The 24,663-nt window shown below is 66.4% G+C and carries 20 protein-coding genes and 1 other RNA gene; 6 read left to right on the forward strand and 15 right to left on the reverse strand.

Going from position 1 to position 24,663, the window contains the following annotated elements; genetic code table 11:
- Position 1 precedes the first annotated feature (1 nt).
- Together dtd and tyrS are read right to left on the reverse strand one after the other, a co-directional pair.
- Entirely contained in the window at positions 2 to 460 is a 459-nt protein-coding gene (dtd, locus tag JYG32_RS11195) for a D-aminoacyl-tRNA deacylase (RefSeq protein WP_174383320.1), read from the reverse strand.
- Positions 457 to 1,698, reverse strand: a complete 1,242-nt coding sequence (tyrS, locus tag JYG32_RS11200; protein ID WP_174383321.1) for a tyrosine--tRNA ligase — start codon at positions 1,696 to 1,698, stop codon at positions 457 to 459. Before tyrS ends, dtd begins: the two co-directional genes overlap by 4 nt.
- A gap of 142 nt (positions 1,699 to 1,840) precedes the next feature.
- On the opposite strand from tyrS, the gene JYG32_RS11205 reads away from it, so the two are divergent.
- Positions 1,841 to 2,989, forward strand: a complete 1,149-nt coding sequence (locus JYG32_RS11205) for an anhydro-N-acetylmuramic acid kinase (RefSeq protein ID WP_213263590.1) — start codon at positions 1,841 to 1,843, stop codon at positions 2,987 to 2,989.
- Positions 2,990 to 3,091: 102 nt separating this feature from the next.
- Here the strand turns inward: JYG32_RS11205 and erpA are convergent, their stop codons facing one another.
- The 3 genes from erpA to rplM form a co-directional block, all read right to left on the reverse strand.
- Positions 3,092 to 3,463, reverse strand: a complete 372-nt coding sequence (gene erpA, locus JYG32_RS11210; protein ID WP_034182738.1) for an iron-sulfur cluster insertion protein ErpA — start codon at positions 3,461 to 3,463, stop codon at positions 3,092 to 3,094.
- 218 nt (positions 3,464 to 3,681) lie between these two features.
- Positions 3,682 to 4,074 carry a 30S ribosomal protein S9 gene (gene rpsI, locus JYG32_RS11215; protein WP_174383323.1) on the reverse strand — a complete coding sequence of 131 codons (393 nt, stop codon included), beginning with the start codon at positions 4,072 to 4,074 and terminating at the stop codon, positions 3,682 to 3,684.
- Positions 4,075 to 4,084: 10 nt separating this feature from the next.
- Positions 4,085 to 4,513 (reverse strand): 50S ribosomal protein L13, encoded by a 429-nt coding sequence (rplM, locus tag JYG32_RS11220; RefSeq protein ID WP_009687896.1) that lies wholly within the window; start codon positions 4,511 to 4,513, stop codon positions 4,085 to 4,087.
- Between the two features lie 310 nt (positions 4,514 to 4,823).
- Between rplM and JYG32_RS11225 the strand changes: the two genes are divergently transcribed.
- On the forward strand, positions 4,824 to 5,129 hold the full coding sequence (locus JYG32_RS11225; protein ID WP_213263591.1) for a DUF1090 family protein: 306 nt from the start codon (positions 4,824 to 4,826) through the stop codon (positions 5,127 to 5,129).
- Positions 5,130 to 5,549: 420 nt separating this feature from the next.
- Complete coding sequence (locus JYG32_RS11230) at positions 5,550 to 6,014, forward strand: OsmC family protein (protein ID WP_213263592.1); 465 nt, start codon at positions 5,550 to 5,552, stop codon at positions 6,012 to 6,014.
- 68 nt (positions 6,015 to 6,082) lie between these two features.
- Here JYG32_RS11230 and rnpB read toward each other — a convergent pair.
- From rnpB to pyrC, 3 genes are all read right to left on the reverse strand, one after another.
- Positions 6,083 to 6,494: RNase P RNA component class A (rnpB, locus tag JYG32_RS11235), an RNA gene on the reverse strand.
- A gap of 12 nt (positions 6,495 to 6,506) precedes the next feature.
- Positions 6,507 to 7,397, reverse strand: a complete 891-nt coding sequence (locus JYG32_RS11240) for a DUF3025 domain-containing protein (RefSeq protein ID WP_213265419.1) — start codon at positions 7,395 to 7,397, stop codon at positions 6,507 to 6,509.
- Complete coding sequence (pyrC, locus tag JYG32_RS11245) at positions 7,382 to 8,446, reverse strand: dihydroorotase (RefSeq protein WP_213263593.1); 1,065 nt, start codon at positions 8,444 to 8,446, stop codon at positions 7,382 to 7,384. Before pyrC ends, JYG32_RS11240 begins: the two co-directional genes overlap by 16 nt.
- Positions 8,447 to 8,660: 214 nt before the next feature.
- Between pyrC and JYG32_RS11250 the strand changes: the two genes are divergently transcribed.
- A complete protein-coding gene (locus tag JYG32_RS11250) occupies positions 8,661 to 9,572 on the forward strand; it encodes a class II glutamine amidotransferase (RefSeq protein WP_174384306.1) in 912 nt (303 codons plus the stop codon).
- A 645-nt stretch (positions 9,573 to 10,217) separates the two neighbouring features.
- Positions 10,218 to 15,482, forward strand: coding sequence for an autotransporter outer membrane beta-barrel domain-containing protein (locus JYG32_RS11255; RefSeq protein ID WP_213263594.1), 5,265 nt, complete (start codon positions 10,218 to 10,220; stop codon positions 15,480 to 15,482).
- A gap of 80 nt (positions 15,483 to 15,562) precedes the next feature.
- Here the strand turns inward: JYG32_RS11255 and JYG32_RS11260 are convergent, their stop codons facing one another.
- The 6 genes from JYG32_RS11260 to JYG32_RS11285 all read right to left on the reverse strand — a co-directional run bounded on the left by JYG32_RS11260 (position 15,563) and on the right by JYG32_RS11285 (position 21,412).
- A complete protein-coding gene (locus JYG32_RS11260) occupies positions 15,563 to 16,288 on the reverse strand; it encodes an amino acid ABC transporter ATP-binding protein (RefSeq protein WP_174384177.1) in 726 nt (241 codons plus the stop codon).
- The gene (gene gltK / locus JYG32_RS11265) at positions 16,285 to 16,962 is read right to left on the reverse strand and encodes a glutamate/aspartate ABC transporter permease GltK (RefSeq protein WP_174384176.1); all 678 of its coding nucleotides are present in this window, start codon (positions 16,960 to 16,962) and stop codon (positions 16,285 to 16,287) included. Before gltK ends, JYG32_RS11260 begins: the two co-directional genes overlap by 4 nt.
- Positions 16,962 to 17,702 (reverse strand): amino acid ABC transporter permease, encoded by a 741-nt coding sequence (locus JYG32_RS11270; RefSeq protein WP_174384175.1) that lies wholly within the window; start codon positions 17,700 to 17,702, stop codon positions 16,962 to 16,964. Before JYG32_RS11270 ends, gltK begins: the two co-directional genes overlap by 1 nt.
- An 83-nt stretch (positions 17,703 to 17,785) precedes the next feature.
- Positions 17,786 to 18,679 (reverse strand): glutamate/aspartate ABC transporter substrate-binding protein, encoded by an 894-nt coding sequence (locus tag JYG32_RS11275; RefSeq protein WP_174384174.1) that lies wholly within the window; start codon positions 18,677 to 18,679, stop codon positions 17,786 to 17,788.
- A gap of 229 nt (positions 18,680 to 18,908) precedes the next feature.
- Positions 18,909 to 20,195: a Glu/Leu/Phe/Val family dehydrogenase gene (locus JYG32_RS11280; protein WP_174384173.1), complete on the reverse strand. Its 1,287-nt coding sequence runs from the start codon at positions 20,193 to 20,195 to the stop codon at positions 18,909 to 18,911.
- A gap of 263 nt (positions 20,196 to 20,458) precedes the next feature.
- Positions 20,459 to 21,412, reverse strand: coding sequence for a LysR substrate-binding domain-containing protein (locus JYG32_RS11285; protein WP_174384172.1), 954 nt, complete (start codon positions 21,410 to 21,412; stop codon positions 20,459 to 20,461).
- Positions 21,413 to 21,643: 231 nt separating this feature from the next.
- On the opposite strand from JYG32_RS11285, the gene purB reads away from it, so the two are divergent.
- Positions 21,644 to 23,032, forward strand: coding sequence for an adenylosuccinate lyase (gene purB / locus JYG32_RS11290; RefSeq protein WP_174383532.1), 1,389 nt, complete (start codon positions 21,644 to 21,646; stop codon positions 23,030 to 23,032).
- 70 nt (positions 23,033 to 23,102) lie between these two features.
- On the opposite strand, the gene JYG32_RS11295 is transcribed toward purB, so the two are convergent.
- A complete protein-coding gene (locus JYG32_RS11295; protein WP_213263595.1) occupies positions 23,103 to 24,524 on the reverse strand; it encodes an NAD(P)/FAD-dependent oxidoreductase in 1,422 nt (473 codons plus the stop codon).
- Positions 24,525 to 24,663: the final 139 nt, after the last annotated feature.

Raw genomic sequence — 24,663 nt, forward strand, 5'->3', positions numbered from 1 at the left:
ATCAGGGCCGCACTTGCAGCCAGAACGTGACAGGGCCGTCGTTGACGAGCGACACCTGCATGTCGGCGCCGAACTCGCCCGTCTCGACGACGGGATGGCGCGCCCGCGCGGCCGCGACGAAATAGTCGAACAGCCGCGCGCCTTCGTCGGGCGGCGCGGCCGGCGTGAAGCTCGGGCGCAGCCCGCTGTTGGTATCGGCCGCCAGCGTGAACTGCGACACGAGCAGCAGGCCGCCTGCGCGGCCCGCACCGTCGATATTCGACACCGGAAGGTTCATCTTGCCGGCCGCGTCGCTGAACACGCGGTAGCCGAGCAGCTTCGCGAGCAACTTGTCGGCCGCCGCGTCGGTGTCGCCGCGCTCCGCGCAGACCAGCGCGAGCAGGCCCGCGCCGATCTCGCCCGTCGTGCGGTCGCCGACGCGCACGTCGGCGCGCTTCACGCGCTGGATCAGCGCGATCATGCGGTCAGCGTGACGCGCGCGAAGCGGCGCTTGCCGACCTGCACGACGAACTCGCCGGCCTCGACCTTCAGGCCCTTGTCCGACACGGTCGCGCCGTCGATCTTCACGCCGCCCTGCTCGATGTTGCGCAGCGCCTCGCTCGTCGACGGCACGAGGCCGGCCTGCTTCAGCAACTGGCCGATCGCGAGCGGCGCGCCGGCGAGCGTGACCGACGGAATATCGTCCGGCACGCCGCCCTTCGCGCGGTGGTTGAAGTCTTCGAGCGCACGCTCGGCGTCGGGCTGCGAGTGGAACCGCGCGACGATTTCCTGCGCGAGCAGCACCTTGAAGTCGCGCGGGTTGCGGCCGCCTTCGGCCTCGCGCCTGAAGCCGGCGATCTCGTCGAGGCTGCGGAACGACAGCAGCTCGAAGTAACGCCACATCAGCGAGTCCGAGATGCTCATCAGCTTGCCGAACATGTCGGTCGGCTTCTCGCTGATGCCGACGTAGTTGCCCTTCGACTTCGACATCTTCTCGACGCCGTCGAGACCCTCGAGCAGCGGCATCGTCAGGATGCACTGCTGTTCCTGGCCGTACTGCTTCTGCAGTTCGCGGCCGACCAGCAGGTTGAACTTCTGGTCGGTGCCGCCGAGTTCGAGATCGGCGTTCAGCGCGACCGAATCGTAGCCCTGCATCAGCGGGTACAGGAATTCGTGGATCGAGATCGGCACGCCGCCCTGGAAACGCTTCGTGAAATCCTCGCGCTCGAGGATCCGCGCGACCGTGTAGCGCGACGCGAGCTTGATCATCCCGTCCGCGCCGAGCGGCATCGACCATTCGCTGTTGTAGCGGATCTCGGTCTTTTCGCGATCGAGCACGAGTGCGGCCTGCTCGAAGTAGGTCTTCGCGTTCGACTCGATCTGCTCGCGCGTGAGCGGCGGGCGCGTCGCGTTGCGGCCCGACGGATCGCCGATCAGCGACGTGAAATCGCCGATCAGGAAGATCACCGTGTGGCCGAGGTCCTGAAGCTGACGCATCTTGTTCAGCACGACCGTATGGCCGATGTGGATGTCGGGCGCGGTCGGGTCGAGGCCGAGCTTGATGCGAAGCGGCGTGCCGGTGGCCGCGCTGCGCGCGAGCTTCTGCGCGAACTCTTCCTCGATCAGCAGCTCGTCGACGCCGCGCTTCGTGACGGCGAGCGCATGCCGGACTTCGTCGGTGATCGGGAAAACGGGCTTGGAACTGGGTTCGGTGCTCATTGGTGCCAGGAAGAATGTCGCAAAAACAGGGATTTTCCCATAACTTGCGCGCGCATCGCTTAACGGCGCGTCACGTTGCGCGGATAATCGGGCGCAAGGTGCGCGGCACGGGCCCGCGCCGTACGATCCAGGAGAACCCAACGTGCCGCAACGACAGCCGCAAAACGTCCATCCGGCCGACGGCATCTACTTCGGGCTGATGTCGGGAACCAGCATGGACGGCGTCGACGGTGTCGCCGTGCGCTTCGAGGCCGGCAAGGCGCCGGCCGTGCTCGCGGAAGCGTTCGTCGGCTTCGCGCAATCGCTGCGCGACGCGCTGTTCGCGCTGCAGCAGCCCGGCGACAACGAGATCGACCGCGAATCGCTCGCGGCAAACGCGCTCGTCACGCGCTACGCGGTGTGTTGCCACGAATTGCAGCGCACCGCCGGGCTGTCGCGCGACGAGATCCGCGCGATCGGCGTGCACGGCCAGACGGTGCGCCATCGCCCCGAGCGCGGCTATACGCGGCAACTCAACAACCCGGCGCTGCTCGCGGAGCTGACCCAGGTCGATGTGATCGCCGATTTCCGCAGCCGCGATGTGGCCGCCGGCGGCCACGGCGCGCCGCTCGCACCGGCGTTTCATGCGACGGTGTTCGGTGCGCCGGGCGAGACGCGCGTCGTCTGCAACCTCGGCGGGATCAGCAACATCACGATCCTGCCCGGCGAAGGCGGCGACGTGCGCGGCTTCGACTGCGGCCCCGCGAATGCGCTGATCGATGCGTGGGCGACCCGCCATCTCGGCAAGCCGTACGACGACGGCGGCAAGTTCGCCGCGCGCGGCACCGTGCACGCGCCGCTGCTCGAAGCACTGCTCGACGAACCGTATTTCACCGCGCCGCCGCCGAAAAGCACCGGACGCGACCTGTTCAATCCCGCATGGCTCGACGCGAAGCTCGCCGCGTTCGCGCAGGTCGCGCCGCAGGACGTGCAGGCGACCCTCACGGTGCTCACCGCCGTCTCGGTCGCACGCGAGATCGCGCAGCACGCACCCGGCTGCAAGGCCGTCTTCGTGTGCGGCGGCGGTGCGCGCAATCCGGTGCTGCTCGACGCGCTCCGGCATGCGCTGCGCGAGGCCGGCGTGCCGGCCACAGTCGATACGACGGCCGCGCTCGGCGTGCCGCCGCAACAGGTCGAGGCGCTCGCGTTCGCGTGGCTCGCGTACCGCTTCACCGCGCGCCAGCCCGGCAATCTCGCGACGGTCACCGGTGCGCCCGGCAACCGCGTGCTCGGCGCGCTCTACCCGCGCTGACGCGATAGCTGCCGCGCGGCGGGTGCCACGCACGGGCATAAAAAAACGGGGCATGAAGCCCCGTTTTTCATTCCGGCGAACCGGCGCGGATCTGCCGTACGCTCAGACCGAGAACGACGAGCCGCACCCGCAGGTGGTGGTCGCGTTCGGGTTCTTGATCACGAACTGGGCGCCGTTGATGTCGTCCTTGTAGTCGATCTCGGCACCGACCAGGTACTGGTAGCTCATCGAGTCGATCAGGAGCTGGACGCCGTTCTTGTTCATCACGGTGTCGTCCTCGTTGACTTCCTCGTCGAACGTGAAGCCATACTGGAAGCCGGAGCAGCCGCCACCCTGCACGAACACGCGCAGCTTCAGGTCGGGATTGCCCTCTTCGTCGATCAGTTGCTTGACCTTGTCGGCCGCGGCGTCGGTGAAGACGAACGGAAGCGGCATTTCGGTCGTCGTTGCTGCGGATTCGGTAACAGCGTTCATTGCGAACTCTCCAAAAAGCTTTAGCCGCTATTGTAGGGCCGATCAGAAGATCGTGCTGAAGTCCATGAAATCAATAGGTTCTTGTCGATTTCATCAAACCTGCCCGTGCGAGCCGCCGCAGCGCGGGCCTGGCAGCGGGCATAAAAAAACCGCCAGCGCGAAAGCTGGCGGTTTTTCCGGCGAACGCCGCCCGGAAGCGGCGCGGCCATGAAGCGGAATTAACGCTTCGAGAACTGCTTGGCGCGGCGTGCCTTGCGCAGACCGACCTTCTTACGCTCGACTTCACGCGCATCGCGCGTCACGAAGCCTGCGCTCGACAGCGACGGCTTCAGCGTCGCATCGTAGTCGATCAGTGCACGGGTGATGCCGTGGCGCACTGCGCCTGCCTGACCCGTTTCGCCGCCGCCCGTCACGTTCACCTTGATGTCGAACGTCTGGCCGTGGTTCGTGAGTTCCAGCGGTTGACGCACGATCATCAGCGACGTTTCGCGCGAGAAGTAGTCAGCGATGGGCTTGCCGTTGACGACGATGTCGCCCTTGCCAGCCTTGATGAAGACACGTGCGACTGCGCTCTTGCGGCGGCCCGTACCGTAGTTCCAGTTACCGATCATGTGGGTCCCCTTAGATCTCGAGCGCCTTCGGCTGTTGAGCCGAATGCGGATGCGTCGCTTCTGCGTAGACCTTCAGCTTCTTGATCATCGCGTAGCCGAGCGGGCCCTTCGGCAGCATGCCCTTGACCGCCTTCTCGAGCGCACGGCCCGGGAAGCGTTCCTGCATCTTGCCGAACGTCGTTTCATAGATACCGCCCGGGTAACCCGAGTGACGGTAGTACTTCTTGTCCAGCGTCTTGTTGCCCGTGACCTTCAACTTGCTCGCGTTGATGATGATGATGAAATCACCAGTGTCGACGTGCGGGGTGAACTCAGGCTTGTGCTTGCCGCGCAGACGGCGTGCCACTTCGCTGGCAACACGGCCGAGAACCTTATCCGTCGCGTCAATCACGTACCATTCGCGCGTCACCTCATGGGCTTTTGCGGAAAACGTCTTCATGATCGATCCAAAAAAAATGCTTTGCCCGATGTGTTCTTCCTGCTTGTCTGTGTGCGCTTCGAGGCGCGGTGCAGGCTCTCCCTGTTCTTTTTCCGTGGGCATGAATGCGGAAAAGCCCTGAATTATAAAGGAAATACGGCGAAGCGGTCAAAGGGAATCCACGTCCCGTGTCCGTGGCGCCCGAAATGGGCCAAAATCCGGTCGTGCCCGACAAACCAGGCGAACCGAGCGCCCGGGGAGGCACCCATCGACGCGCGGCACATGACCTTGCCGCGCCAGACCGGCCGAACACGGAAAACAACAAACAAGCATGATGAAACAACGACTCACGCCCTTCTTCGCGGCCGCGCTGCTGGCCGCCGCGGCGCCTGCCGTCGCCGCTCAGGCCGGCTGCGAAGCCAAGCTCGACGCGCTCGATGCGCGCATTGCCGAAGCCCGGACCGCCCATGCCGAGGATCGCGTCGCCCGCCTGCGCGCGGTGCGCGAACGCGTCCGCCACTTCTGCGCGCGCGGCCACGGCCATGCGTCGGCCGTCCGCGCGCCGGCACCCGACGCACGCTCGCACGGCACGCCGCCCGACGCGACTTCGCAGCCGGTCGCGCGACAGCCCGCGTGACGATCTCGGGGCACGCAAGCCGCGCGCCGATGTTTGCATGAGACGAAAAAAAGCCCGAACGGCTGGTTCGGGCTTAATCCACCATAGGAGGAGGGTGGAGGAGACATTCGGAGGTTGCCGCAGCGCGACAACCAATGAGGCTCATTATACGAACGCGCCGCTAAGTCCACAAGAAAATTTGCATTACGAAATCACACACCATAATGCGAAATTTCAGGAGATTGACTGGAAAAAATTATTTCCTCTTTAAAATCAGTCACTTGAACCCAACCCAGGCGAGCGGAAATAGCTCGCCTCTAGAGTAAAACCCCTAAAAACAGCAAGAAAATTGCCGTTCGGCACGCTGTTGCGCGCCGTGCGCGCGGCTCCGGCGTTACACGTCGTGCACCGCATCAGCCGACCGAAGCACTGCGGGCTACAATGCCGGATCGAATCCGAATCAGGCAACGCTGGAGTACAAGCATGGAATGCAAAGTAAGCTGGATGGGTCAGGACGGCATGGCGTTTTCCGCCCAGACCGGAAGCGGGCATCTCGTCACGATGGACGGCGCGCCCGAAGGCGGCGGCCATAACCTCGCGCCGCGCCCGATGGAAATGGTGCTGCTCGGCACCGGCGGCTGCACGGCCTATGACGTCGTGCTGATCCTGAAGAAGAGCCGCCAGGAAGTCACCGGCTGCTCGGTCACGCTGAAGGCCGAGCGCGCGAGCGAAGACCCGAAGGTGTTCACGAAGGTGCACTTCCACTTCACCGTTACCGGCCGCAACCTGAACCCGGCCACGGTCGAGCGCGCGATCAACCTGTCGCACGACAAGTACTGCTCCGCGTCGATCATGATCGCGAAGACGGCCGAACTCACGCATTCGTTCGACATCGTCGCCGCCTGAGCGCACGGCGCGCGCAGGAAAAAAGGGCCGGCGCTCCGCCAGGAGACGCCGGCCCTTTCGCATTCGAATGGCAAAGCAGGCCGATAAGCCGGATTCTGTGCACGCTGCGCGCCGAAGCACACAGTGCGTGGCAGCCATTCCTCTAGGCGCGCCATTGCTGACGCGCTCAAGCTTCCTACCCGCAGACGAGACGGGGGCCCCATCCTGCATCCGAAGATGCGCGCCTGCCTACTTGGAATTGCTCCGGGTGGAGGTTACCGTGCCGGCGAACGTCGCCGTCGCCGCGGTGCGCTCTTACCGCACCGTTTCACCCTTACCTGATCCCGGCTTGCGCCGGGCCATCGGCGGTTTGCTTTCTGTTGCCCTGTTCCGCGTGTCGCCACGGATGGCCGTTAGCCATCACCCTGCCCTGTGGAGTCCGGACTTTCCTCGCCCCCGCGCGCCCGAAGGCGGCGAGGCCGCGACTGCCTAGCCTGCTTTGCGACGCGCATTCTAGCACTGCGCGCCGCCGCCGGCTGTGCGCGTGCGGCGGCCGCTGCGAAATACCGCCGGATCGTCGTAGAACGCGGCGTCGGCATTCGCGTCGCACCAGCCCGGCACGCCGAGCACCGGCAGCGGCGAGAAATCGCGGCTCGTCAACTCGCGCGTCGCAAGTTCGGCGGCGACACGCGCATCGACATGCGCGATGCGTTGCGCGTCGGGCCACGAAAAATAGTCGGCGCTCACTTCGACGATCCACGTGTGCGCGGTGCAGGACTTGTAAGGCGCGACGAGCTTCTCGAGCAGCGCATGGCCGACGAGCCGCGCTTCGCAGCGCGTGCCCCACGCAGCGCGCGCGGCGACCAGCAGCCGCGGCCAGTCGAAGCCGCGCAGTGCATCGGCGAGCGCACGGTCGGCGGTCATGAACAGCGCGGCATTCTCGTCGAACAGCGTGAGCGCATCGCGCAGCGTGCCGCGCACGGGCCCGACGCCGCCCGCCGCGTCGATCGCGGCGGCCTGGCGCGCGTTCAACGCGGCCTTGATGCGCGGATACGCGAACCAGACGAGCGCATTGAAGAAGTCGTGAAGATTGTGGCGAGTCGGCACGCCGCCGGTGTCGGCGATATGGGCCTCATACGCGACACCGGGCCGCAGCTCGGCCTGCGGCACGAACCGCAGCGGCCTGCCGCGACCGCTGACGCGCCCGCCGTCACGCAATGCGCCGTTCAGCGCGTCGCGCAGCGCGGCATCGCCCGCCCGTGCGGCCGCCTGCGCGGCGCGACCCGGCTCTGCGTACTGCGCAAGCCACGGCGCGGACCAGTCGATCCGCGCGAAATCCGCCGACCCGCTGCCGGCCGCGTGGCCGGCTTCGCGCGGCGGCGCGCCGGTTACGCGAGTTTCCAGCCGATCGTCTCGCCGCCGCGCAGCGGCACGACCGGCGTGTCGCCCGCGAAGATCTCGTGCGGCAGTTCCCACGCCTCGCGGCGCAGCGTGACCGTCTCGGCGCTGCGCGGCAGCCCGTAGAAATCGGCGCCGAAGAAGCTCGCGAAGCCTTCCAGCTTGTCGAGCGCGCCGGCGTGGTCGAACGCTTCCGCATACAGTTCGAGCGCATGCAGCGCCGTGTAGCAGCCTGCGCAGCCGCACGCGGTTTCCTTCGCGTCGCGCGCATGCGGCGCACTGTCGGTACCGAGGAAGAAGCGCGGGTTGCCCGACGTCGCGGCCTCGACCAGCGCGACGCGATGCGTCTCGCGCTTCAGCACCGGCAGGCAGTAGTAATGCGGGCGAATTCCGCCGACGAACAGCGCGTTGCGGTTGTACAGCAGGTGATGCGCGGTGATCGTCGCGCCGAGCAGGCCCGGCGCCGCGTCGGCGTCGCGCACGTAGTCGGCAGCATCCTTCGTCGTGATGTGCTCGAACACGACCTTCAGGCCCGGGAAATCGCGGCGCAGCGGCGTCATCACGCGGTCGATGAAGACCTTCTCGCGGTCGAACAGGTCGATCGACGCATCGGTCACCTCGCCGTGCACGAGCAGCGGCATGCCGGTTTCCTGCATCGCCTCGAGCGTCTTCGCGCATTTCGCGAGATCGGTGACACCGTGGTCGGAATTCGTCGTTGCGCCTGCCGGATACAGCTTCACGCCGTGCACGAAGCCGCTTTCGCGCGCGCGGCGGATCTCGTCGGGCGGCGTGTTGTCGGTCAGGTACAGCGTCATCAGCGGTTCGAACGCCATCCCGGCCGGCAGCGCGGCGAGGATACGCTCGCGATAGCCCTGCGCCTGTGCGGTGGTCGTGACCGGCGGCTTCAGGTTCGGCATGACGATCGCGCGGCCGAACTGGCGCGCGGTGTGCGGCAGCACGGCGGCCAGCATGTCGCCGTCTCGCAGGTGCAGGTGCCAGTCGTCGGGACGGGCGAGCGAAAGCGTCGCCGGGGAGGAAGCGTTCGAGGCAGTCATAGGAGGCGTCGTGAGGAACGGGCCGGCCATCGGCGGGGCCGGAACGCGCGTGCGCGGTCCGACTGACGGCAAACCGCAACACGAGGCCTCCGGTCAGCGGAATCCGCTTTTTACCGCTCAGGGCTCGGTGATATGCTAGAAGCCGCATTGTACCGGGGTTCGCCCGGTTCGTTACCCCGTCGTTACCCCGCTTCAGCCTGCCGCCCCAAGTAAAATGTGCCAACTCCTAGGAATGAACTGCGCCGCGCCGACGGACGTCACATTCTCCTTCACAGGTTTCGCGGCCCGGGGCGGGCTCACCGATCACCATGCCGACGGCTGGGGCATCGCCTTCTTCGAAGACAAGGCCTGCCGCCTGTTCATCGATCACCAGGCATCGGCCACCTCGCCGATCGCCGAGATGGTGAAGCGCTACCCGATCAAGTCCAAGAACACGATCGCGCACATCCGCAAGGCGACGCAAGGCCACATCCTGCTCGAGAACAGCCATCCGTTCATGCGCGAGCTGTGGGGCCGGCACTGGATCTTCGCGCATAACGGCGACCTGCAGGACTATGCGCCGAACATGGACGGCAGCGTCTACCACCCGGTCGGCACGACCGACAGCGAACAGGCGTTCTGCGTGCTGATGCAGGGGCTGCGCGAGGCATTTCCCGGTGCGCAGCCGCCGCTGCCCGAACTGTTCGAGCGCGTCGGCGAGCTGACGCGCGGCATCACCGATCACGGCGTGTTCAACTTCCTGATGTCGAACGGCCAGGCGCTCTTCGCGCACTGCTCGACGCGGCTGCACTATCTCGTGCGGCGCTGGCCGTTCTCGACCGCGCATCTCGTCGACGAGGACCTGTCGATCGACTTCGCGAAATACACGACGCCCGAGGATCGCGTCGCGGTGATCGCGACGCAGCCGCTCACCGACAACGAGGTCTGGACCGCGTTCGAGCCGGGCGAGCTGATCATGTTCCAGTGCGGCGACGTCGCCGCACGGATGCAGATCCCGGTGCCCGAGCGCGTGCTCGAGAAGCTGCGCAATCCGGCGCTCGACGCGTCGGCCTCGGCGCCGCGCGCTGCTCGCGAAGCGCTCGCCACCGCCGCCGACGTCGATTCCGACGACGCGATCGACTTCTGAGCGCGGCGCGCCGGCGCACTTCCCGCTTTCCATTTCCCGCACGGCAAGGCCGTCGCCCGCAGCGTTCGATCGTCGCGGGCGATTTCGTGCGCACGCGATGCGACGATTTTCATTGCCGGAGTAAATCGCTTGCCGCTGCCGCATGCCGATTCCGTTTCATCCGGGCCACATTCCGGCATTTCGAATCGACATCACACAACATTCGCTTGATTTTATTAATTTCCAAGCGAAAATAATTCAAATCCGAAACAAATAAACCAGACAATCCGGAGCATATATAATCCGGAAACCGCATTATAACGCACCACCCCGATGCAAACCGTGCGCCACCCCACCGATCCGGCAATCACGGACTCACGCCGATAAAATCGCCAAAACCCTTACCCACTATAGCTTTCAGTTCGATTCATCACACAATCAAAAAATACCGAACAAAATCGGCATTATCGCCACATTCGTTATTTTTTTGATAATCGGCCACCCCTCCGATCATTAGACTCCATTCATCCTCGGTGTAACGAATCACGATTGGCACAGAAACGGCCACAGCCGCCGCACGTCCATTCAGGCCATTGCTCCACCGCGGATTGCGATTTCACTGCAGCGCGGTGAATACCACTTCAAATAAAGAGAGAGGGGCTTGTCGTGAATCACTCATTTCGATCGATATGGAGCGAAACCGCCGGCTGCTGGATCGCGGTTGCGGAAACGACACGGGCGCGCGGCAAGCGTTCGGGCAGCGCATCCGGCGCAAGCCGCGGTGCCGCACACATGACAGCTCGCCGGTCGCCGCTTCGCGTCGTGGCGCTCGGCGCCGCGCTGGCCGCGCTGTCGGCAGGCTCCGCGTATGCATCGACCTGCGGCAGCGGCGCGGCCGTCGCGAGCGGCGGCACCTGCGCGCTCGGCAGTTTCAGCCCGACCGTCAACGACAACCTGGCCGGCGCAACCATCGTGTCGGGCGGCGACACGGTCGGCGTGACGGGTGCATGGACCGGCGCGACCGGCGACATGGGCTATACGCTGACGCCGCTCGGCAACACGTCCATCATTTCCGGCAACCCGAATCAGCCGCTGCTGTCGCTCGGGGGCAAGACGCAGAGTGTCGGTACCCCCGACTCGATCACGGGCGGCCACACGTCGGTCGCCACCTACGACTCGTCCGCGTTCGTTGCGTCGAACGCGGGCTCGACCAACGTGCCTGTCTACCATGACGTGAACGGCAACCAGTACGTGAACACGCGGATCGGCACGGTCGAGAACTCGGGCGGCGCCCTCGATGTGTCGATCGGCAATTCGTCGAACGCGCCCACGGCGGCCGGCAACGCCATCACGATCGCGCCGAAGCAGACCGACCTGACCTTCGCGGACGGCACCGGCTCGGCGAAAAGCGTCGTCAACTGGAATTCGCGCAACGAGATCTGGCTCGGCACCGACGACTATCTCGCGAGCGGCGGCCCGGTCGGCCATGTCCTGCTCGACGTGCCGGCCTATGCGGGCACCTTCACCGCGTTCGACGGCAGCACATGGACCGTCACCGACGCCGCGTCGCTCGCCGCGTACAACAACTTTCTCGTGCGTTCGGTCCAGAACGGTGCGCTCGGCTCGCAGGCGGCCTACGACCATGCGTTCGGCCAGGCCGTCACGCTCTCCAAGCAATCCTTCGAGTATGCGAACAACGTGTCGCCGGGCGACAAGAATGCGCTGCCGATGGACTATCTGTCGGTGATGCACGGCACGGGCGCAAACGCGACGCTGCACATCGGCAAGGAAGGCCAGATCGACTTCCGCGGCGCCTATTCGATCGACTCGAGCTCGGCGGTCCTCGCGGAAAACGGCGCGCACTTCGTCAACGACGGACGCCTGTCGGGTGACTTCACGCTCGTGCGCCTGCTGACCGGCTCGAGCGGCGTCAACAATGGCGTGATCTCGTCCGGCTACGCCGCCGGCGACAACTTCAATACGGGCGGCGCCGCGCTCCCCTATAACTTCAGCCTCAACGCCTACACCGAGGGCAACGGCGTATACGCGAACGGCGCCGGCACGACGTTCGTCAACAATGGCGTGATGAACGTCGGCGCGTGGACCTTCAACAGCACGCGCCCGGACCTGCAGAACTACGCGGTGGCCGTGACGAACGGTGCGAGCGCATCGAACGCCGGCACGATCAACGTCGGCGTCAACGCAACGACGCTCGACAGCCAGGTGATCGGCGGCCTCGTCGCCGGCGGCCGCTTCACGAACGAAGCCGGCGGCACGATCTACCTCGGCCGCGCGGCCCAGTACGATGCCGCATCGCCGGAGGCCGCGAACGACGTCGCGCTGTCCGCGCATGCGTACGGCATCCTGCTCGGCGCGTCCGGCACCGCGAGCAACCTCGGCACGATCGTGATCGGCTCGCAGACGCAGAACGGCGCCGCGCTGGCGAGCATCGGCTCGTCGTCCGGCACGCTGACCAACGCGGGATCGATCGTCGTCAACGGCGCGGCGCCCGGCACGCCGCTCGCGAACGTCGGCATGCTCGCGGCCGATAGCGCCGCGACCGTGACCAACACCGGCACGATCACGCTGAATGGCGTGAACGGCATCGGCATCATGGTCGTCGGGACCGGCACGAACGCGACGGCCGCGACGTCGACCGGCACGATCAACGTGGCCGGCGGCCTCGATCCCGCATCGGGCACGCGCAACTACGGCGTCTGGGCCGAAGGACCGCTCGCGAAAGCCACGCTCGACGGCGCGCTCAACCTGACGGGCACCGGCGCGATCGGCGTACACGCGCGCTCGGGCGCGACGATCGACGTCGGCGCCAACGCGGTGCCGGCCTTCATGTCCGGCACGAACCAGATCGGCTTCTACGCATACGGCGCGGGCTCGAAGATCAACGTCGCCGCGCAGCGCCTCAACGTCGACACCGACGACTCGACGCTGTTCCGTGTCGCGGGCGGAGCGGCCTACACGGGCGCGTCGGCGGCCGGCGCGCTGACGACCGACGTCAACGGCCAGCGTGCGCACGGCGTGCTCGCGACCGACGCCGGCACCACGCTGTCGACCGGCAACGCGATCTACAACGTGAACGGCGCGAACGGCATCGCGATCGCGGTCGAAGGCGGCGCGAAGGGCGCGATCGACGCGGGCGCGACGATCAACCTGAACGCGGCCGGCGCGATCGCGGGCGTCGTCGACGGCCAGGCGCACGACCTCACCGGCGCGAATGCCGGCGCGCCGGTCGCGACGACGCTGACCAACGACGCCGCGGTCACGTCGTCGACGGCCGGCGTGACGGGCTTCGTCGCGCAAAACCTCGGCACGCTCGAGAATCGCGACACGGTACTGCTGACGGGCGCCGGCTCGACGGGCGTCGTGGCCGGCATCCTCGGCACGGTGAACAACGCGTCGACGATCCGCGTCTCCGACGGCACCGGCGCGCTCGTGCAGGGTGCGTCGGCGACGCTCACCAACACGGGCTCGATCGAAGCCGACGACGGCGTCGCGGGCGTGCGCCTGACGGGCGACGGCGCATCGGTCGCGCTGTCGGGCGCGGGCACCGTCGTCGCGAACGGCACCGCCGACGGCGTGCTGATCGACTCGACCGTATCGGGCGGCGGGCTCGCGGCCGGCGCGACGTCGATCGCGGTCGGCGGCTCCGGCAACGGGATCCGCAACCTCGGCACGAACACGGCGATCGCGTTGTCCGGCACCCAGGTCGCGACCACCGGCAACGGCGCCGACGGCCTCGCGTCGACCGGCGCGGGCGCGCACATCGCGACCGACGCGGCAACGGTCGTCCGCACCGCCGGCGCCAACGCGCGCGGCCTGTTCGTTTCGGGCGCGGATTCGACGCTCGCGGCCAACGGCACGACCGTCGCGACGACGGGCGCCGGCGCGCATGCGATCGTCATGGACGGCGGCGCGACGGCGCTGCTGTCGGGCGCGAAAGTCACCGCGTCGGGGGCCGCGGCCGACGGCGTCGTCGCGCGCAACGGCGGGCGCATCGGCGATACCGGATCGTCGATCGCCAGCGTCGCCGGCAACGGCGCGACCGCGGACAGCGGCGGCGTGCTCGCGTTGACCGGCACGGCGCTCAAGGGCGCGACGGCCGGCGTGCTGACATCCGATACGCTCGCGAACGGCGCGACGAACTCGGTGCTCGTCGACGGCGGCAGCGTGACGTCGGCCGCCGGGCCGGCATTCGCCGCGCGCGGCGGCACGGCCGACATCGCGGTGCGCAACGGCACGGTCGTGACGGCCGGCAACGGTACGCTGCTCAATCTCACGAACGGCAGCAACGCGACCTTCAACGCATCGGCGGTGAACCTCGCGGGCGACATCGTCTCCGACGCATCGAGCACCGGCAACGTGTTCCTCGCGAACGGCACGACGCTGACCGGCAGGATCGACCCGGTCGCGCTGACGATCGACGGCACGAGCACGTGGCGCATGACGGGCAGCTCGGTGCTGAGCAGCCTGACCAACGCGGGCCTGGTCGCGTTCGCCGCGCCGGCCGGCTCGCCGACGCTCACCGGCAGCTACAAGACGCTGACGACCGGCAGCTACGTCGGCAACGGCGGCACGATCGCGCTCAACACGTATCTCGGCGCCGATGCATCGCCGACCGACCGGCTGATCGTGAACGGCGGCGCCGCGAGCGGCACGACCGGCCTGAAGATCGCCAACACGGCCGGCACCGGCGCGCAGACGACCGGCGACGGGATTCCCGTGGTCGTCACGGCCAACGGCGGCACGACCACCGCGTCGGCGTTCCATCTCGCGGGCCCGGTACAGGCCGGCGCGTACGAATACCGGCTCTATCGCGGCGGGCAAGGCGACGCGAACGGCTGGTACCTGCGTTCGCAACTCGATCCGACGGACCCCGGCGACCCGATCCACCCGTCCGGCGGCGGCGGCGGCGACGGCAACGGGAACGGCAGCGGCGGCACGCTCGCGTACCGTCCGGGTGTCTCGGGTTATGCGCTGACGCCGCTCCTGAACGCCGACTACGGCTTCTCGACGCTCGGCAAGCTGCACGAGCGCGTCGGCGACATCTACAACCTCGCGAAGCAGCAGCCCGGCAACCGCGACGGCGTGTGGGGGCGCATCGGCGGCCAGAGCCTCGATGCGAACGCGGGCCGCTTCGCGGCCGACGAGCGCACCTTCTTCGCGCAGTTCGGCAAGGACTGGACGCTCGACCAGGCGCCCGGCGGCAGCAGCACGCATGCGGGCGTGACGGCCAGCATCGGCGTGTCGAACGCGAGCTTCAGCGACATGGCGCGCGCCGACTCGCAGAACCTGTCGACGTCGACGGGCTCGGTCGAGATGCACGCGCAGAGCGTCGGCGGCTACTGGACGCGCTACCTGTCCGACGGCACGTACTTCGACAGCGTCGGGCAGGTCACGCACTACGGCAACCGCTATCGCGACAGCTACGGCAACGAGGCATCGCAGAACGGCTTCGGCATCGCGCTGTCGCAGGAGGTCGGCAAACCGTTCGGCATCGGCGGCACGCCGATCGCGATCGAGCCGCAGGCGCAACTGATGTATCAGTACCTGAAGCTCAACGGATTCAACGACAACGTGTCGGCCGTGTCGGGCACGACGACGAACGCGTTGCGCGGCCGCGTCGGCGTGCGCATCTTCCGGCCGAACCTCGAGGCGAACTCGGGCGGCGGCGCCGCGACGCCGTACTTCACGGCCGACGTGCTGCACGACTTCCTGTCGCCGGGCCAGACCGTCGTCGGCGGCACGCCGTTCGCGACGCATCTCGGCCGCACGTGGTACGAGCTCGGCGTCGGCGTGACCGCGGGCTTCGGCAAGTCGGGCGAGCTGTACGCGAACGCGAAGATCGCGCGCAACATCGGCGGTGCGTACCGGCGCGGCATCGTCGGGCAGGTCGGCTACCGGTACAGCTGGTAACGGCGGACAAAAAAAAACCGCCCGGCGCGCGGCCGGGCGGTTTCGCATTGACGGGCGAAGCGCACGCAGTGCGCGAACGCTCAGTGCAGGATCTTCGCGAGGAAGTCCTTCGCGCGATCCGACTTCGGGTTCGCGAAGAACTCTTCCTTGCGGTCGTCCTCGACGATCGCGCCCTTGTCCATGAAGATCACGCGATGCGCGACCTTCTTCGCGAAGCCCATCTCGTGCGTGACGACCATCATCGTCATCCCTTCCTGCGCGAGTTCGACCATCACGTCGAGCACTTCGTTGATCATCTCGGGATCGAGCGCGGACGTCGGTTCGTCGAACAGCATCGCGATCGGGTCCATCGACAGCGCGCGCGCGATCGCGACACGCTGCTGCTGGCCGCCCGACAGCTGGCCTGGAAACTTGTGCGCATGCGCCTTCAGGCCGACGCGATCGAGCAGCTTCATGCCCTTGTCGGCCGCTTCGTCCTTGCCGCGGCCGAGCACCTTGATCTGCGCGAGCGTCAGGTTCTCGGTGATCGACAGGTGCGGGAACAGCTCGAAATGCTGGAACACCATCCCGACCTTCGAGCGCAGCTTCGACAGGTTCGTCTTCTTGTCGCCGACCGACTGGCCGTTCACGAGGATCTCGCCCTGCTGGAACGGCTCGAGGCCGTTGACGGTCTTGATCAGCGTCGACTTGCCGGAGCCCGACGGGCCGCACACGACGACCACTTCGCCTTTCTTGACCTCGGTCGTGCAGTCGGTGAGAACCTGAAACTGGCCGTACCACTTGGAAACGTTCTTGATGGAAATCATCGTGTGACCTTTTTCTGGAGACTCTTGACGAGAACAGACGCCAACGAGCAAATCACGAAATAGCATGCGCCGGCGAACAGGACCATCTCGACGGTCGTGCCGTCGCGATCGCCGACGTTGGCGGCCGTGCGGAAGAAGTCCGCGAGACTGATCACGTACACGAGCGACGTATCCTGGAACAGGACGATCGCCTGCGTGAGCAGCAGCGGCACCATCGCGCGGAACGCCTGCGGCAGGATCACGAGGCGCATTGCGTGCGCGTAGTTCATGCCGAGTGCGAACGCGGCATTCACCTGCCCGCGCGGCACGGACTGGATGCCGGCGCGGATGATTTCGGAATAATACGCGGCCTCGAACAGCGAGAACGCGACCATCGCCGATGCGAGGCGGATGTCGATCGTCGGCGACAACCCGAGCACGCCCTGCAGCAACTGCGGCACGATCAGGAAGAACCACAGCAGCACCATCACGAGCGGGATCGAGCGGAACACCGTCACGTAGGCCTGTGCGAACCACGCGAGCGGCTTGACGCCCGACATCCGCATCAGCGCCAGCAGCGTGCCCCAGACGATCCCGATGACGATCGCGATCAGCGTGATCTGCAGCGTGACGATCGCACCTGTCCACAGCGTCGGCAGCGCGCCGGGAATACTACTCCAGTCGAACTGATGCATCACTTGCCTCCGATATAGCCGGGCAGCCGCGTACGGCCTTCGATCCAGCGCATGAGCGCCATCACGACGAGGTTGATCAGCACATACGCGAGCGTGACCGCGATGAACGACTCATAGGTCTGCGCGGTGTAGTCGACGAGCTGGCGCGCCTGCGCGGACAGGTCGAGCAGGCCGATCGTCGACGCGACGGCGGAGTTCTTGAAGATGTTCAGGAATTCCGACGTGAGCGGCGGCACGATGATCCGGTATGCCACGGGCAGCAGCACGTAGCGGTACGTCTGCCATTGCGTGAAGCCCATCGCGAGGCCGGCGGCGCGCTGGCCCTTCGGCAGCGCGTTGATCCCCGAGCGCACCTGTTCGCACACGCGCGCACCCGTGAACAGGCCGAGACAGACGATCGACGCGGTAAAGAACTGCGTGCCGGGCGGCAACTGCTTGATCCAGGTGCCGATCGATGCGGGCAGCAGTTCGGGTATCACGAGATACCAGACGAAGAACTGCACGATCAGCGGAATGTTCCGGAAGACCGACACGTACACGGTGGCGAGCGCGGACAGCCATTTGTTCGGCACCGTGCGGAGCACGCCGAACAGCGAACCGACGATCAGCGCGATGACCCAGGCGGCGAGCGACACTTCGAGCGTCACCCGGAAGCCGGACATCAGCCATCCGAAATAAGTCGTCGGCTCGCCGGTCGACACGGGGCTCAGGAAGATGCCCCAGTTCCAGTGGTAAGACATGGCAAGACTCCAGCAAAAAGAGACGGAAGAAGCGTGGCCTCTTCCGTCTCATTAGCGTCATTTCTGCATCAACGGCCGTGTGGTCAGTCGAGCGCCTTGTCGTTCGGGTTCGCGTACAGCTTCTTCATCGAATCGGACAGCGGGAAGTTCAGGTTCAGCCCCTTCGGCGGGATCGGATTCTCGAACCACTTCGCGTAGATCTTCGCGGCTTCGCCCGACTTCTCGACTTGCGAGATCGCGTCGTCGACGACCTTCTTGAAGTCCGTATCGCCCTTGCGCATCATGCAGCCGTACGCTTCTTCCGATTGCGGCGTGCCGACGATCACCCACTCGCCCGGCTGCTTCGCCTTCGCGCGCTCGCCCGCGAGCAGCGCGTCATCCATCATGAACGCGACCGCGCGGCCCGATTCCAGCGTGTTGAACGAATCGCCGTGATCCTTCGCGCTGATGATGTTCATGCCGAGTTGCTTGTCGTTGTTCATCTTGCGCAGCAGGCGCTCGGACGTCGTGCCGGCGGTGGTCACGACCGTCTTGCCCTTCAGGTCCGCGAAATCCTTGACGCCCGAATCCTTCTTCGTCATCAGGCGCGTGCCGATCACGAAGATCGTGTCGGAGAACGCGGCTTGCTGCTGACGCTCGGTGTTGTTGGTCGTCGAGCCGCACTCGATGTCGACCGTGCCGTTCTGCACCAGCGGAATGCGGTTCTGCGACGTGACCGGGATGTTCTTCACCTGCAGGTTCGGCAGGTTCAGCTTCTTCTTCACCGCGTCGACCACCTTCAGCTGGAATTCGCGCGAATAGCCGACCACCTGCTGGCTCTGGTCGTAGTAGGAGAACGGAATCGACGATTCGCGGTGGCCCAGCGCGATCACGCCCGTGTCCTTGATCTTCTTCAGCGTGCCCGTCTCCTGAGCATGCGCGCCGCTTGCGAACGCGCAGAGCGCCGCGACCATCAGGACTGCCTTGTGGTATTTCATTTTGGTCATCTCCTTGGCTAAAACCCGCGCCAGTGTATCAAAGTAATATTTTTGAAAGTACTGGTTGTTTACCGAACTACGAATCGCCCTGTGCGAAGCCTTCCTCCCGGCTCCGGGCACCCTTTCCGCGCCCCAATGCGCGCGCGGGCGGCACCGGATTCGGCACCGCCCGCGAGGGTTCATGTACGCAACCGGATGGATTGCGTCATGGCTTGATCATAGTCAACGATCAGGGGTAGAGGCCACGCATTTCGCGCGCCATCAGGATGCGCTTGCACGCGACGATGAACGCCGCCGTACGCACCGTCACCTTGTGCTCTTCCGCGATCGCCCACACGCCGGCGAACGCTTCGCGCATCACGCGCTCGAGACGGTGGTTGATCTCGTCTTCCGTCCAGAAGAAGCTCGAGAAATCCTGCACCCATTCGAAGTACGACACGGTCACGCCGCCCGCGTTCGCGATCACGTCGGGGATCACGAGCACGCCGTTCGCGCTCAGGATGTCGTCCGCCGCCGTCGTCGTCGGGCCGTTCGCGCCTTCGACGATGATCTTCGTGCGGATCTTCGCTGCGTTCTTCTCGGTGATCTGGTTTTCCAGTGCCGCCGGGATCAGGATGTCGGTCTCGACCGTCCAGAACTCGTCGTTCGGCATCGGCTCCGCGCCTTCGAAGCCCGCGACGCCGCCCGTGCGTGCGACGTGGTCGAGCAGCTTGTTCGAATCGAGGCCGGCCGGCTGGTAGATCGTGCCCGTGTGATCCTGCACCGCGATCACCTTCGAACCCGCTTCCTGGAACAGCTTCGCCGCGATGCCGCCGACGTTGCCGAAGCCCTGCACCGCGATGCGCGCGCCTTCGATCTCGAGGCCCTTCTTCTTCGCCGCTTCGCAGCCGACGACGAACACGCCGCGGCCCGTCGCTTCCTTGCGGCCGAGCGAGCCGCCGAGCGCGATCGGCTTGCCGGTCACGACGCCGGTCGACGTCTGGCCCTGGTTCATCGAGAAGGTGTCCATCATCCACGCCATCACCTGTTCGTTGGTGTTGACGTCCGGCGCCGGAATGTCGGTGTTCGGGCCGATGATGATGCCGATTTCGCTGGTGTAGCGGCGCGTCACGCGCTCGAGCTCACCGCGCGACAGCTTGCGCGGGTCGACGCGGATGCCGCCCTTCGCACCGCCGTACGGCACGTTCACTGCTGCGTTCTTCACGGACATCCATGCGGACAGTGCCATCACTTCCGACAGCGTCACGTCCTGGTGGTAGCGCACGCCGCCCTTGCCCGGGCCGCGCGACACGTTGTGCTGCACGCGATAGCCTTCGAAGTGCGCGACGGTACCGTTGTCGAGCTCGATGGGCACATCGACGATCAGGATGCGCTTCGGACGCTTCAGCGTTTCGAGCCAGCGCGACAGCGAGCCGAGGTACGGCGCGACGCGATCGACTTGCTGAAGATAGTTGCCCCACGGGCCGAGATCGTCGGCGTGCAGGTAGGACGGGATGGACTGCAATTGCGAAGACATGGATGCTCCAACGGTCAACAGGTGCGCACATTGTCGAAAAACCCGTTTTTTTTATCCAATGCCGTTTGCTTATTCGATTATGCGTTTCTTGCATGATCGTGATTTTTCGCAAATCTGCGGTCGATTTGTGCAAGAACGCACACGATCGGTCGTGCATCGCGTCCACGAAAAATCGTGTCGCCCGCGCGCGGGCCGGCCGTCGGACAGCCGTCCGACAGGCGCCGCAAGCTCGCCGTCAGCCGATCGCCTTCAATCAGCCGCAGTCAAGCGTCGGTCTCGCGCAGTTCGTCGCGCACGACCTCCCACAACGCACGCACGAGCTTCTGCCGCGGATCGTCGCCCTGCAGCGCGAGCTTGTCGCAGTACAGCCGGATCTCCATCGTCAGCGTGAACGGATGCGTGCCGCCACGCGCCGAACGGTCGAGCCGGATCAGGCGGCCGCCCGCGACCGCGTCCTCGACCGCGCTGTGCGGCAGGAACGCGACGCCGTGCCCCGCGAGCGCCATCGCCTTCAACCCTTCGGCCATGTCGGTTTCGTAGACGCGATCGAGGAACAGCCGCGTCGGCGCGTTCGCGATGATGACTTCCGTCATCCGGCCGAGATACGCGTTCGGCGTATACGACAGGTACGGCACGCGCGCGTCGGCCGTGCCGGGCAGCGTATGGCGCGGCCGGCCCGCGCGGCCCGGTGCCGAGAACGGGCTGATCGGCTCGCTGCCGAGGATCAGCATGTCGTAGCGCGCCGGATCGAGCGCGACCGGATGGCTCGGGTGGTGGTAGCCCATCACGAGATCGCAACCGCCCTCGACGAGCGACAGCACCGCATCGTGCACGTTCAGCGCGCGCAGCCGTGTGTGGAGCTGGCCCATCTTCGCCTCGATCCGCTGCAGCCAGCGCGGGAAATACGTGAGCGACAACGTGTGCGGCACGGCGAACTCGATCGTCGGCACCGGCGCGCCGACATGGCCGCGCAGCAGCGTGCGCGCCTCGTGCGCCTGCGACAGCATCGTCAGCGCCTGCTCGTAGAAGATCTGCCCGGCCTGCGTGAGCCGCGTCGGATAGACCGAACGATCGATCAGTTCGGTCGCAAGCCACGCTTCGAGCGCCTGGATGCGCCGCGAAAACGCGGGCTGCGACACGTGCCGCAGTTCGGCGGACCGGCTAAAGCTGCGCGTTTCCGCGAGCGAAACGAAGTCTTCGAGCCATTTCAGTTCCATGCAGGCGGGCGCGGCGGGCGGCGGTCGGGAAGAAGCCTGCATTCTACCGGCGGGCGGGCCCGGCCGGCGGCGGCGCGCGCGACCCGGCGGCCCGCTGCGCACCCGCGCCGGCGCGGCGTTGGCACGCGGCGGCGCCCGCCGGTCGCGCGCGGCCGGAATCGTCGCGCGCCAATGGTAAAATGTCGGATTCTCCCTCCCCTCGCTCGACCCGGCCCCAAGGCCCGCCCGATCATGTCCGACACTCGTCCCGATACGCTTTTCGCCCTCACCGCGCTCTCGCCCATCGACGGCCGCTATGCCAGCAAGACCGAAGCGCTGCGCGACTGGCTCTCCGAAGCCGCCTTCATGCGCCACCGCGTCACCGTCGAGGTGCACTGGCTGATCGCGCTGTCGCGCGCCGGCTTCGCGGAAGTCCCGCGCTTCTCCGACGCCGCCGAGCAGTTCCTGCTGCAGCTCGCCGAGCGCTTCACCGCGCACGACGCCGCACGCATCAAGGAAATCGAGCGCGTGACGAACCACGACGTGAAGGCCGTCGAATACTGGCTGAAGGAATCGGTGAAGGGCCAGGCCGAACTCGAGAAGGCGAGCGAATTCATCCACTTCGCGTGCACGTCCGAGGACATCAACAACACGTCGCACGGGATGATGCTCGCCGGCGCGCGCGAGCACGTGATCGTGCCGGCGCTGCGCACGGTCTACCAGCGCCTCGTCGCGCTCGCGCACGCGCACGCCGAGCAGCCGATGCTGTCGCGCACGCACGGCCAGCCGGCCAGCCCGACGACGCTCGGCAAGGAGCTCGCGAACGTCGCCGCGCGTCTCGCACGTGCAATCGCACGCATCGAGAAGGTCGAGATCCTCGGCAAGATGAACGGCGCGGTCGGCAACTTCAACGCGCACCTGTCCGCGTATCCGGAATTCGACTGGGAAGCGTTCTCGCGCGACGTGATCGAAAACCGCCTGAAGCTCACGTTCAACCCGTACACGATCCAGATCGAGCCGCACGACTACATGGCCGAGCTGTTCGACGCCGTGGCACGCGCGAACACGATCCTGCTCGACCTCGACCGCGACGTGTGGGGCTACATCTCGGTCGGCTACTTCAAGCAGAAGACGAAGGCCGGCGAAATCGGCTCGTCGACGATGCCGCACAAGGTCAACCCGATCGACTTCGAGAACTCGGAAGGCAACCTCGGCCTCGCGAACGCGACGCTGCGCCACCTCGCCGACAAGCTGCCGGTGTCGCGCTGGCAGCGCGACCTGACCGACTCGACGGTGCTGCGCAACATGGGCGTCGCGCTCGGCTACTCGCTGCTCGCGTACGACTCGCTGATCCGCGGCCTCGACAAGCTCGAAGTGAACCCGCAGCGCCTGAACGAAGATCTCGACAACTGCTGGGAAGTGCTCGCCGAGCCGGTGCAGACGGTGATGCGCCGCTACGGCATCGAGAACCCGTACGAGCAGTTGAAGGAACTGACGCGCGGCAAGGGCATCACGCGCGAAGCGCTGCAGCAGTTCGTCGGCACGCTCGCGATCCCGCAGGATGCGAAGGACCGCCTGCTCGCGATGACGCCCGCGTCGTACATCGGCAAGGCCGTCGAACTCGCGAAACGGATCGCGTAAGCGCCGCCGTCGCCGGACGAACCAAAGCCCGATGCGAGCAATCGCATCGGGCTTTTTCCTTTTCAGACGCTCAGAACGAAATCATCCGGCCCGGGTTGAGCGCACTCATCACGCTCATCGCGGCCTTCGCGGCCGGGATCGCGATCGGCGACAACTGCCGGCCCAGCGGAATCTCGCGATGATCGATGCCGGTCAGCATCGAGAAATCGTCGTTGCGCCCGACGAAATCGTCGCAGATCGCCTTGCCGATCCGCACCGTCTGCGCGACGCCGTGGCCGCTCCAGCCCTGCACCATGTACATCGGCACGCGGCCGTCGGTCTTGCGGCTGTCGGTGGCGCCGTTCAGCGTGAAGTCGCTGACGCCGCTCCAGCAGTAGTCGAGCGCGAAGCTGCCGTCGACCTGCGGAAACACCGTGTTCAGCCGCGTCAGCAGATACGCGTTGACGTCGGGCTGCGCCCAGCAGGTGCCGGTGCCCTGCCCGCCGAACAGCAGGCGGTTGCCGCGCACCGGCCGGTAGTAGTCGATCTGGAACTGCGTGTCGTACACGGGCATGCCGGCCGGCATCAGCGTCGCAACGTCGACGTCGAGCGGCGCCGTCACGCTCACGTACGTGAAGAACGGCACCGTTGTCGCGGCACCGTCGTCGAGCAGCCGGAACGTCGTGTTGTGTAGCGCGAGCACGACGCCCTTGCGCGCGGTAATCGTGCCGCCCGGCGTCGTCGCGACGACGCCCGCAGGCGTCTCGTCGAGCTCGAGCACCTCGGTGCCCTCGAACAGCGCGCCGCCGTTCAGCCGGAAGCCGTGCACGAGGCCGCGCACGAGCGCGAGCGGATGGATCTGGCCGCCGAGCGCGTCGATCGCCGCGCCGTGGTACAGCCCCGAGCGCACGTATTCGTCGTGCAGTTGATGGCGGCCGACGAGCGTCACGCCCGCGTCGCCGAGATGACGGCGCGCATCCGCGCCGTCGAGCAGCGCGCTCATGTGGCCGGGGTGGACGGCCGCCGTGACGTGGCCGCGCTTGCGGTCGAGATCGAGCGCGTAACGCGCGCCGATCGCATCGATCAGGTCCATCGATTCGCCCGACGCGAAGCGCCACAGCCGCTTCGCATCGTCGTGCGACAGGTGGTCGATCATGTCGGCCGCTTCCCAGCGCGCGAGGCCGGGCGTCAACTGCCCGCCGTTGCGGCCCGATGCCGCCGAGCCAACGTGATGCTTGTCGACGAGGATCGTGTCGACGCCCGCTTCCGCGAGATGCAGCGCGGCCGACGCGCCGAGCAGGCCCGCGCCGATCACGAGCACGTCGCACACGGCGTCGTGCGCGAGCGGCGCGCCGTTCGCGTGACGCGACAGCGACGCCTCGTACCAGTTGGCCGGGCGCTCGCCGTTATAACGGGCCGGGTCGCACCAGTTCCAGTTGTCTTTTTCGATGTTCAGTTGCGTTTGCTCGAAACGCGATTCGCCCTGGATCAGGGGTTGGTGATTGGAAGTCATGATTGCACTTGCATGGTCTTGGGCCGCCTGTCGAAGAGCCTTCTGGCTTTGCGTGTGGGGCAGCCGGTTCCACATGGGTGTCAACGAGAAAAGAGGCGCGATGGCCCGTGTTGACGGCGGACACGCTCGTGCCGCCTGG

Source organism: Burkholderia pyrrocinia (assembly GCF_018417535.1).
Lineage (GTDB): Bacteria > Pseudomonadota > Gammaproteobacteria > Burkholderiales > Burkholderiaceae > Burkholderia > Burkholderia pyrrocinia_E.

Coding starts and splice junctions, on each gene's coding strand:
- tyrS (WP_174383321.1), bottom strand. CDS start 1,698: ATGAGCACCGAACCCAGTTCCAAGCCCGTTTTCCCGATCACCGACGAA.
- gltK (WP_174384176.1), bottom strand. CDS start 16,962: ATGCATCAGTTCGACTGGAGTAGTATTCCCGGCGCGCTGCCGACGCTG.
- rplM (WP_009687896.1), bottom strand. CDS start 4,513: ATGAAGACGTTTTCCGCAAAAGCCCATGAGGTGACGCGCGAATGGTAC.
- purB (WP_174383532.1), top strand. CDS start 21,644: ATGTCCGACACTCGTCCCGATACGCTTTTCGCCCTCACCGCGCTCTCG.
- JYG32_RS11280 (WP_174384173.1), bottom strand. CDS start 20,195: ATGTCTTCGCAATTGCAGTCCATCCCGTCCTACCTGCACGCCGACGAT.
- JYG32_RS11260 (WP_174384177.1), bottom strand. CDS start 16,288: ATGATTTCCATCAAGAACGTTTCCAAGTGGTACGGCCAGTTTCAGGTT.
- JYG32_RS11275 (WP_174384174.1), bottom strand. CDS start 18,679: ATGAAATACCACAAGGCAGTCCTGATGGTCGCGGCGCTCTGCGCGTTC.
- JYG32_RS11285 (WP_174384172.1), bottom strand. CDS start 21,412: ATGGAACTGAAATGGCTCGAAGACTTCGTTTCGCTCGCGGAAACGCGC.
- JYG32_RS11230 (WP_213263592.1), top strand. CDS start 5,550: ATGCCGGATCGAATCCGAATCAGGCAACGCTGGAGTACAAGCATGGAA.
- dtd (WP_174383320.1), bottom strand. CDS start 460: ATGATCGCGCTGATCCAGCGCGTGAAGCGCGCCGACGTGCGCGTCGGC.
- pyrC (WP_213263593.1), bottom strand. CDS start 8,446: ATGACTGCCTCGAACGCTTCCTCCCCGGCGACGCTTTCGCTCGCCCGT.
- JYG32_RS11270 (WP_174384175.1), bottom strand. CDS start 17,702: ATGTCTTACCACTGGAACTGGGGCATCTTCCTGAGCCCCGTGTCGACC.
- JYG32_RS11225 (WP_213263591.1), top strand. CDS start 4,824: ATGATGAAACAACGACTCACGCCCTTCTTCGCGGCCGCGCTGCTGGCC.
- rpsI (WP_174383323.1), bottom strand. CDS start 4,074: ATGATCGGTAACTGGAACTACGGTACGGGCCGCCGCAAGAGCGCAGTC.
- JYG32_RS11250 (WP_174384306.1), top strand. CDS start 8,661: ATGTGCCAACTCCTAGGAATGAACTGCGCCGCGCCGACGGACGTCACA.
- erpA (WP_034182738.1), bottom strand. CDS start 3,463: ATGAACGCTGTTACCGAATCCGCAGCAACGACGACCGAAATGCCGCTT.
- JYG32_RS11295 (WP_213263595.1), bottom strand. CDS start 24,524: ATGACTTCCAATCACCAACCCCTGATCCAGGGCGAATCGCGTTTCGAG.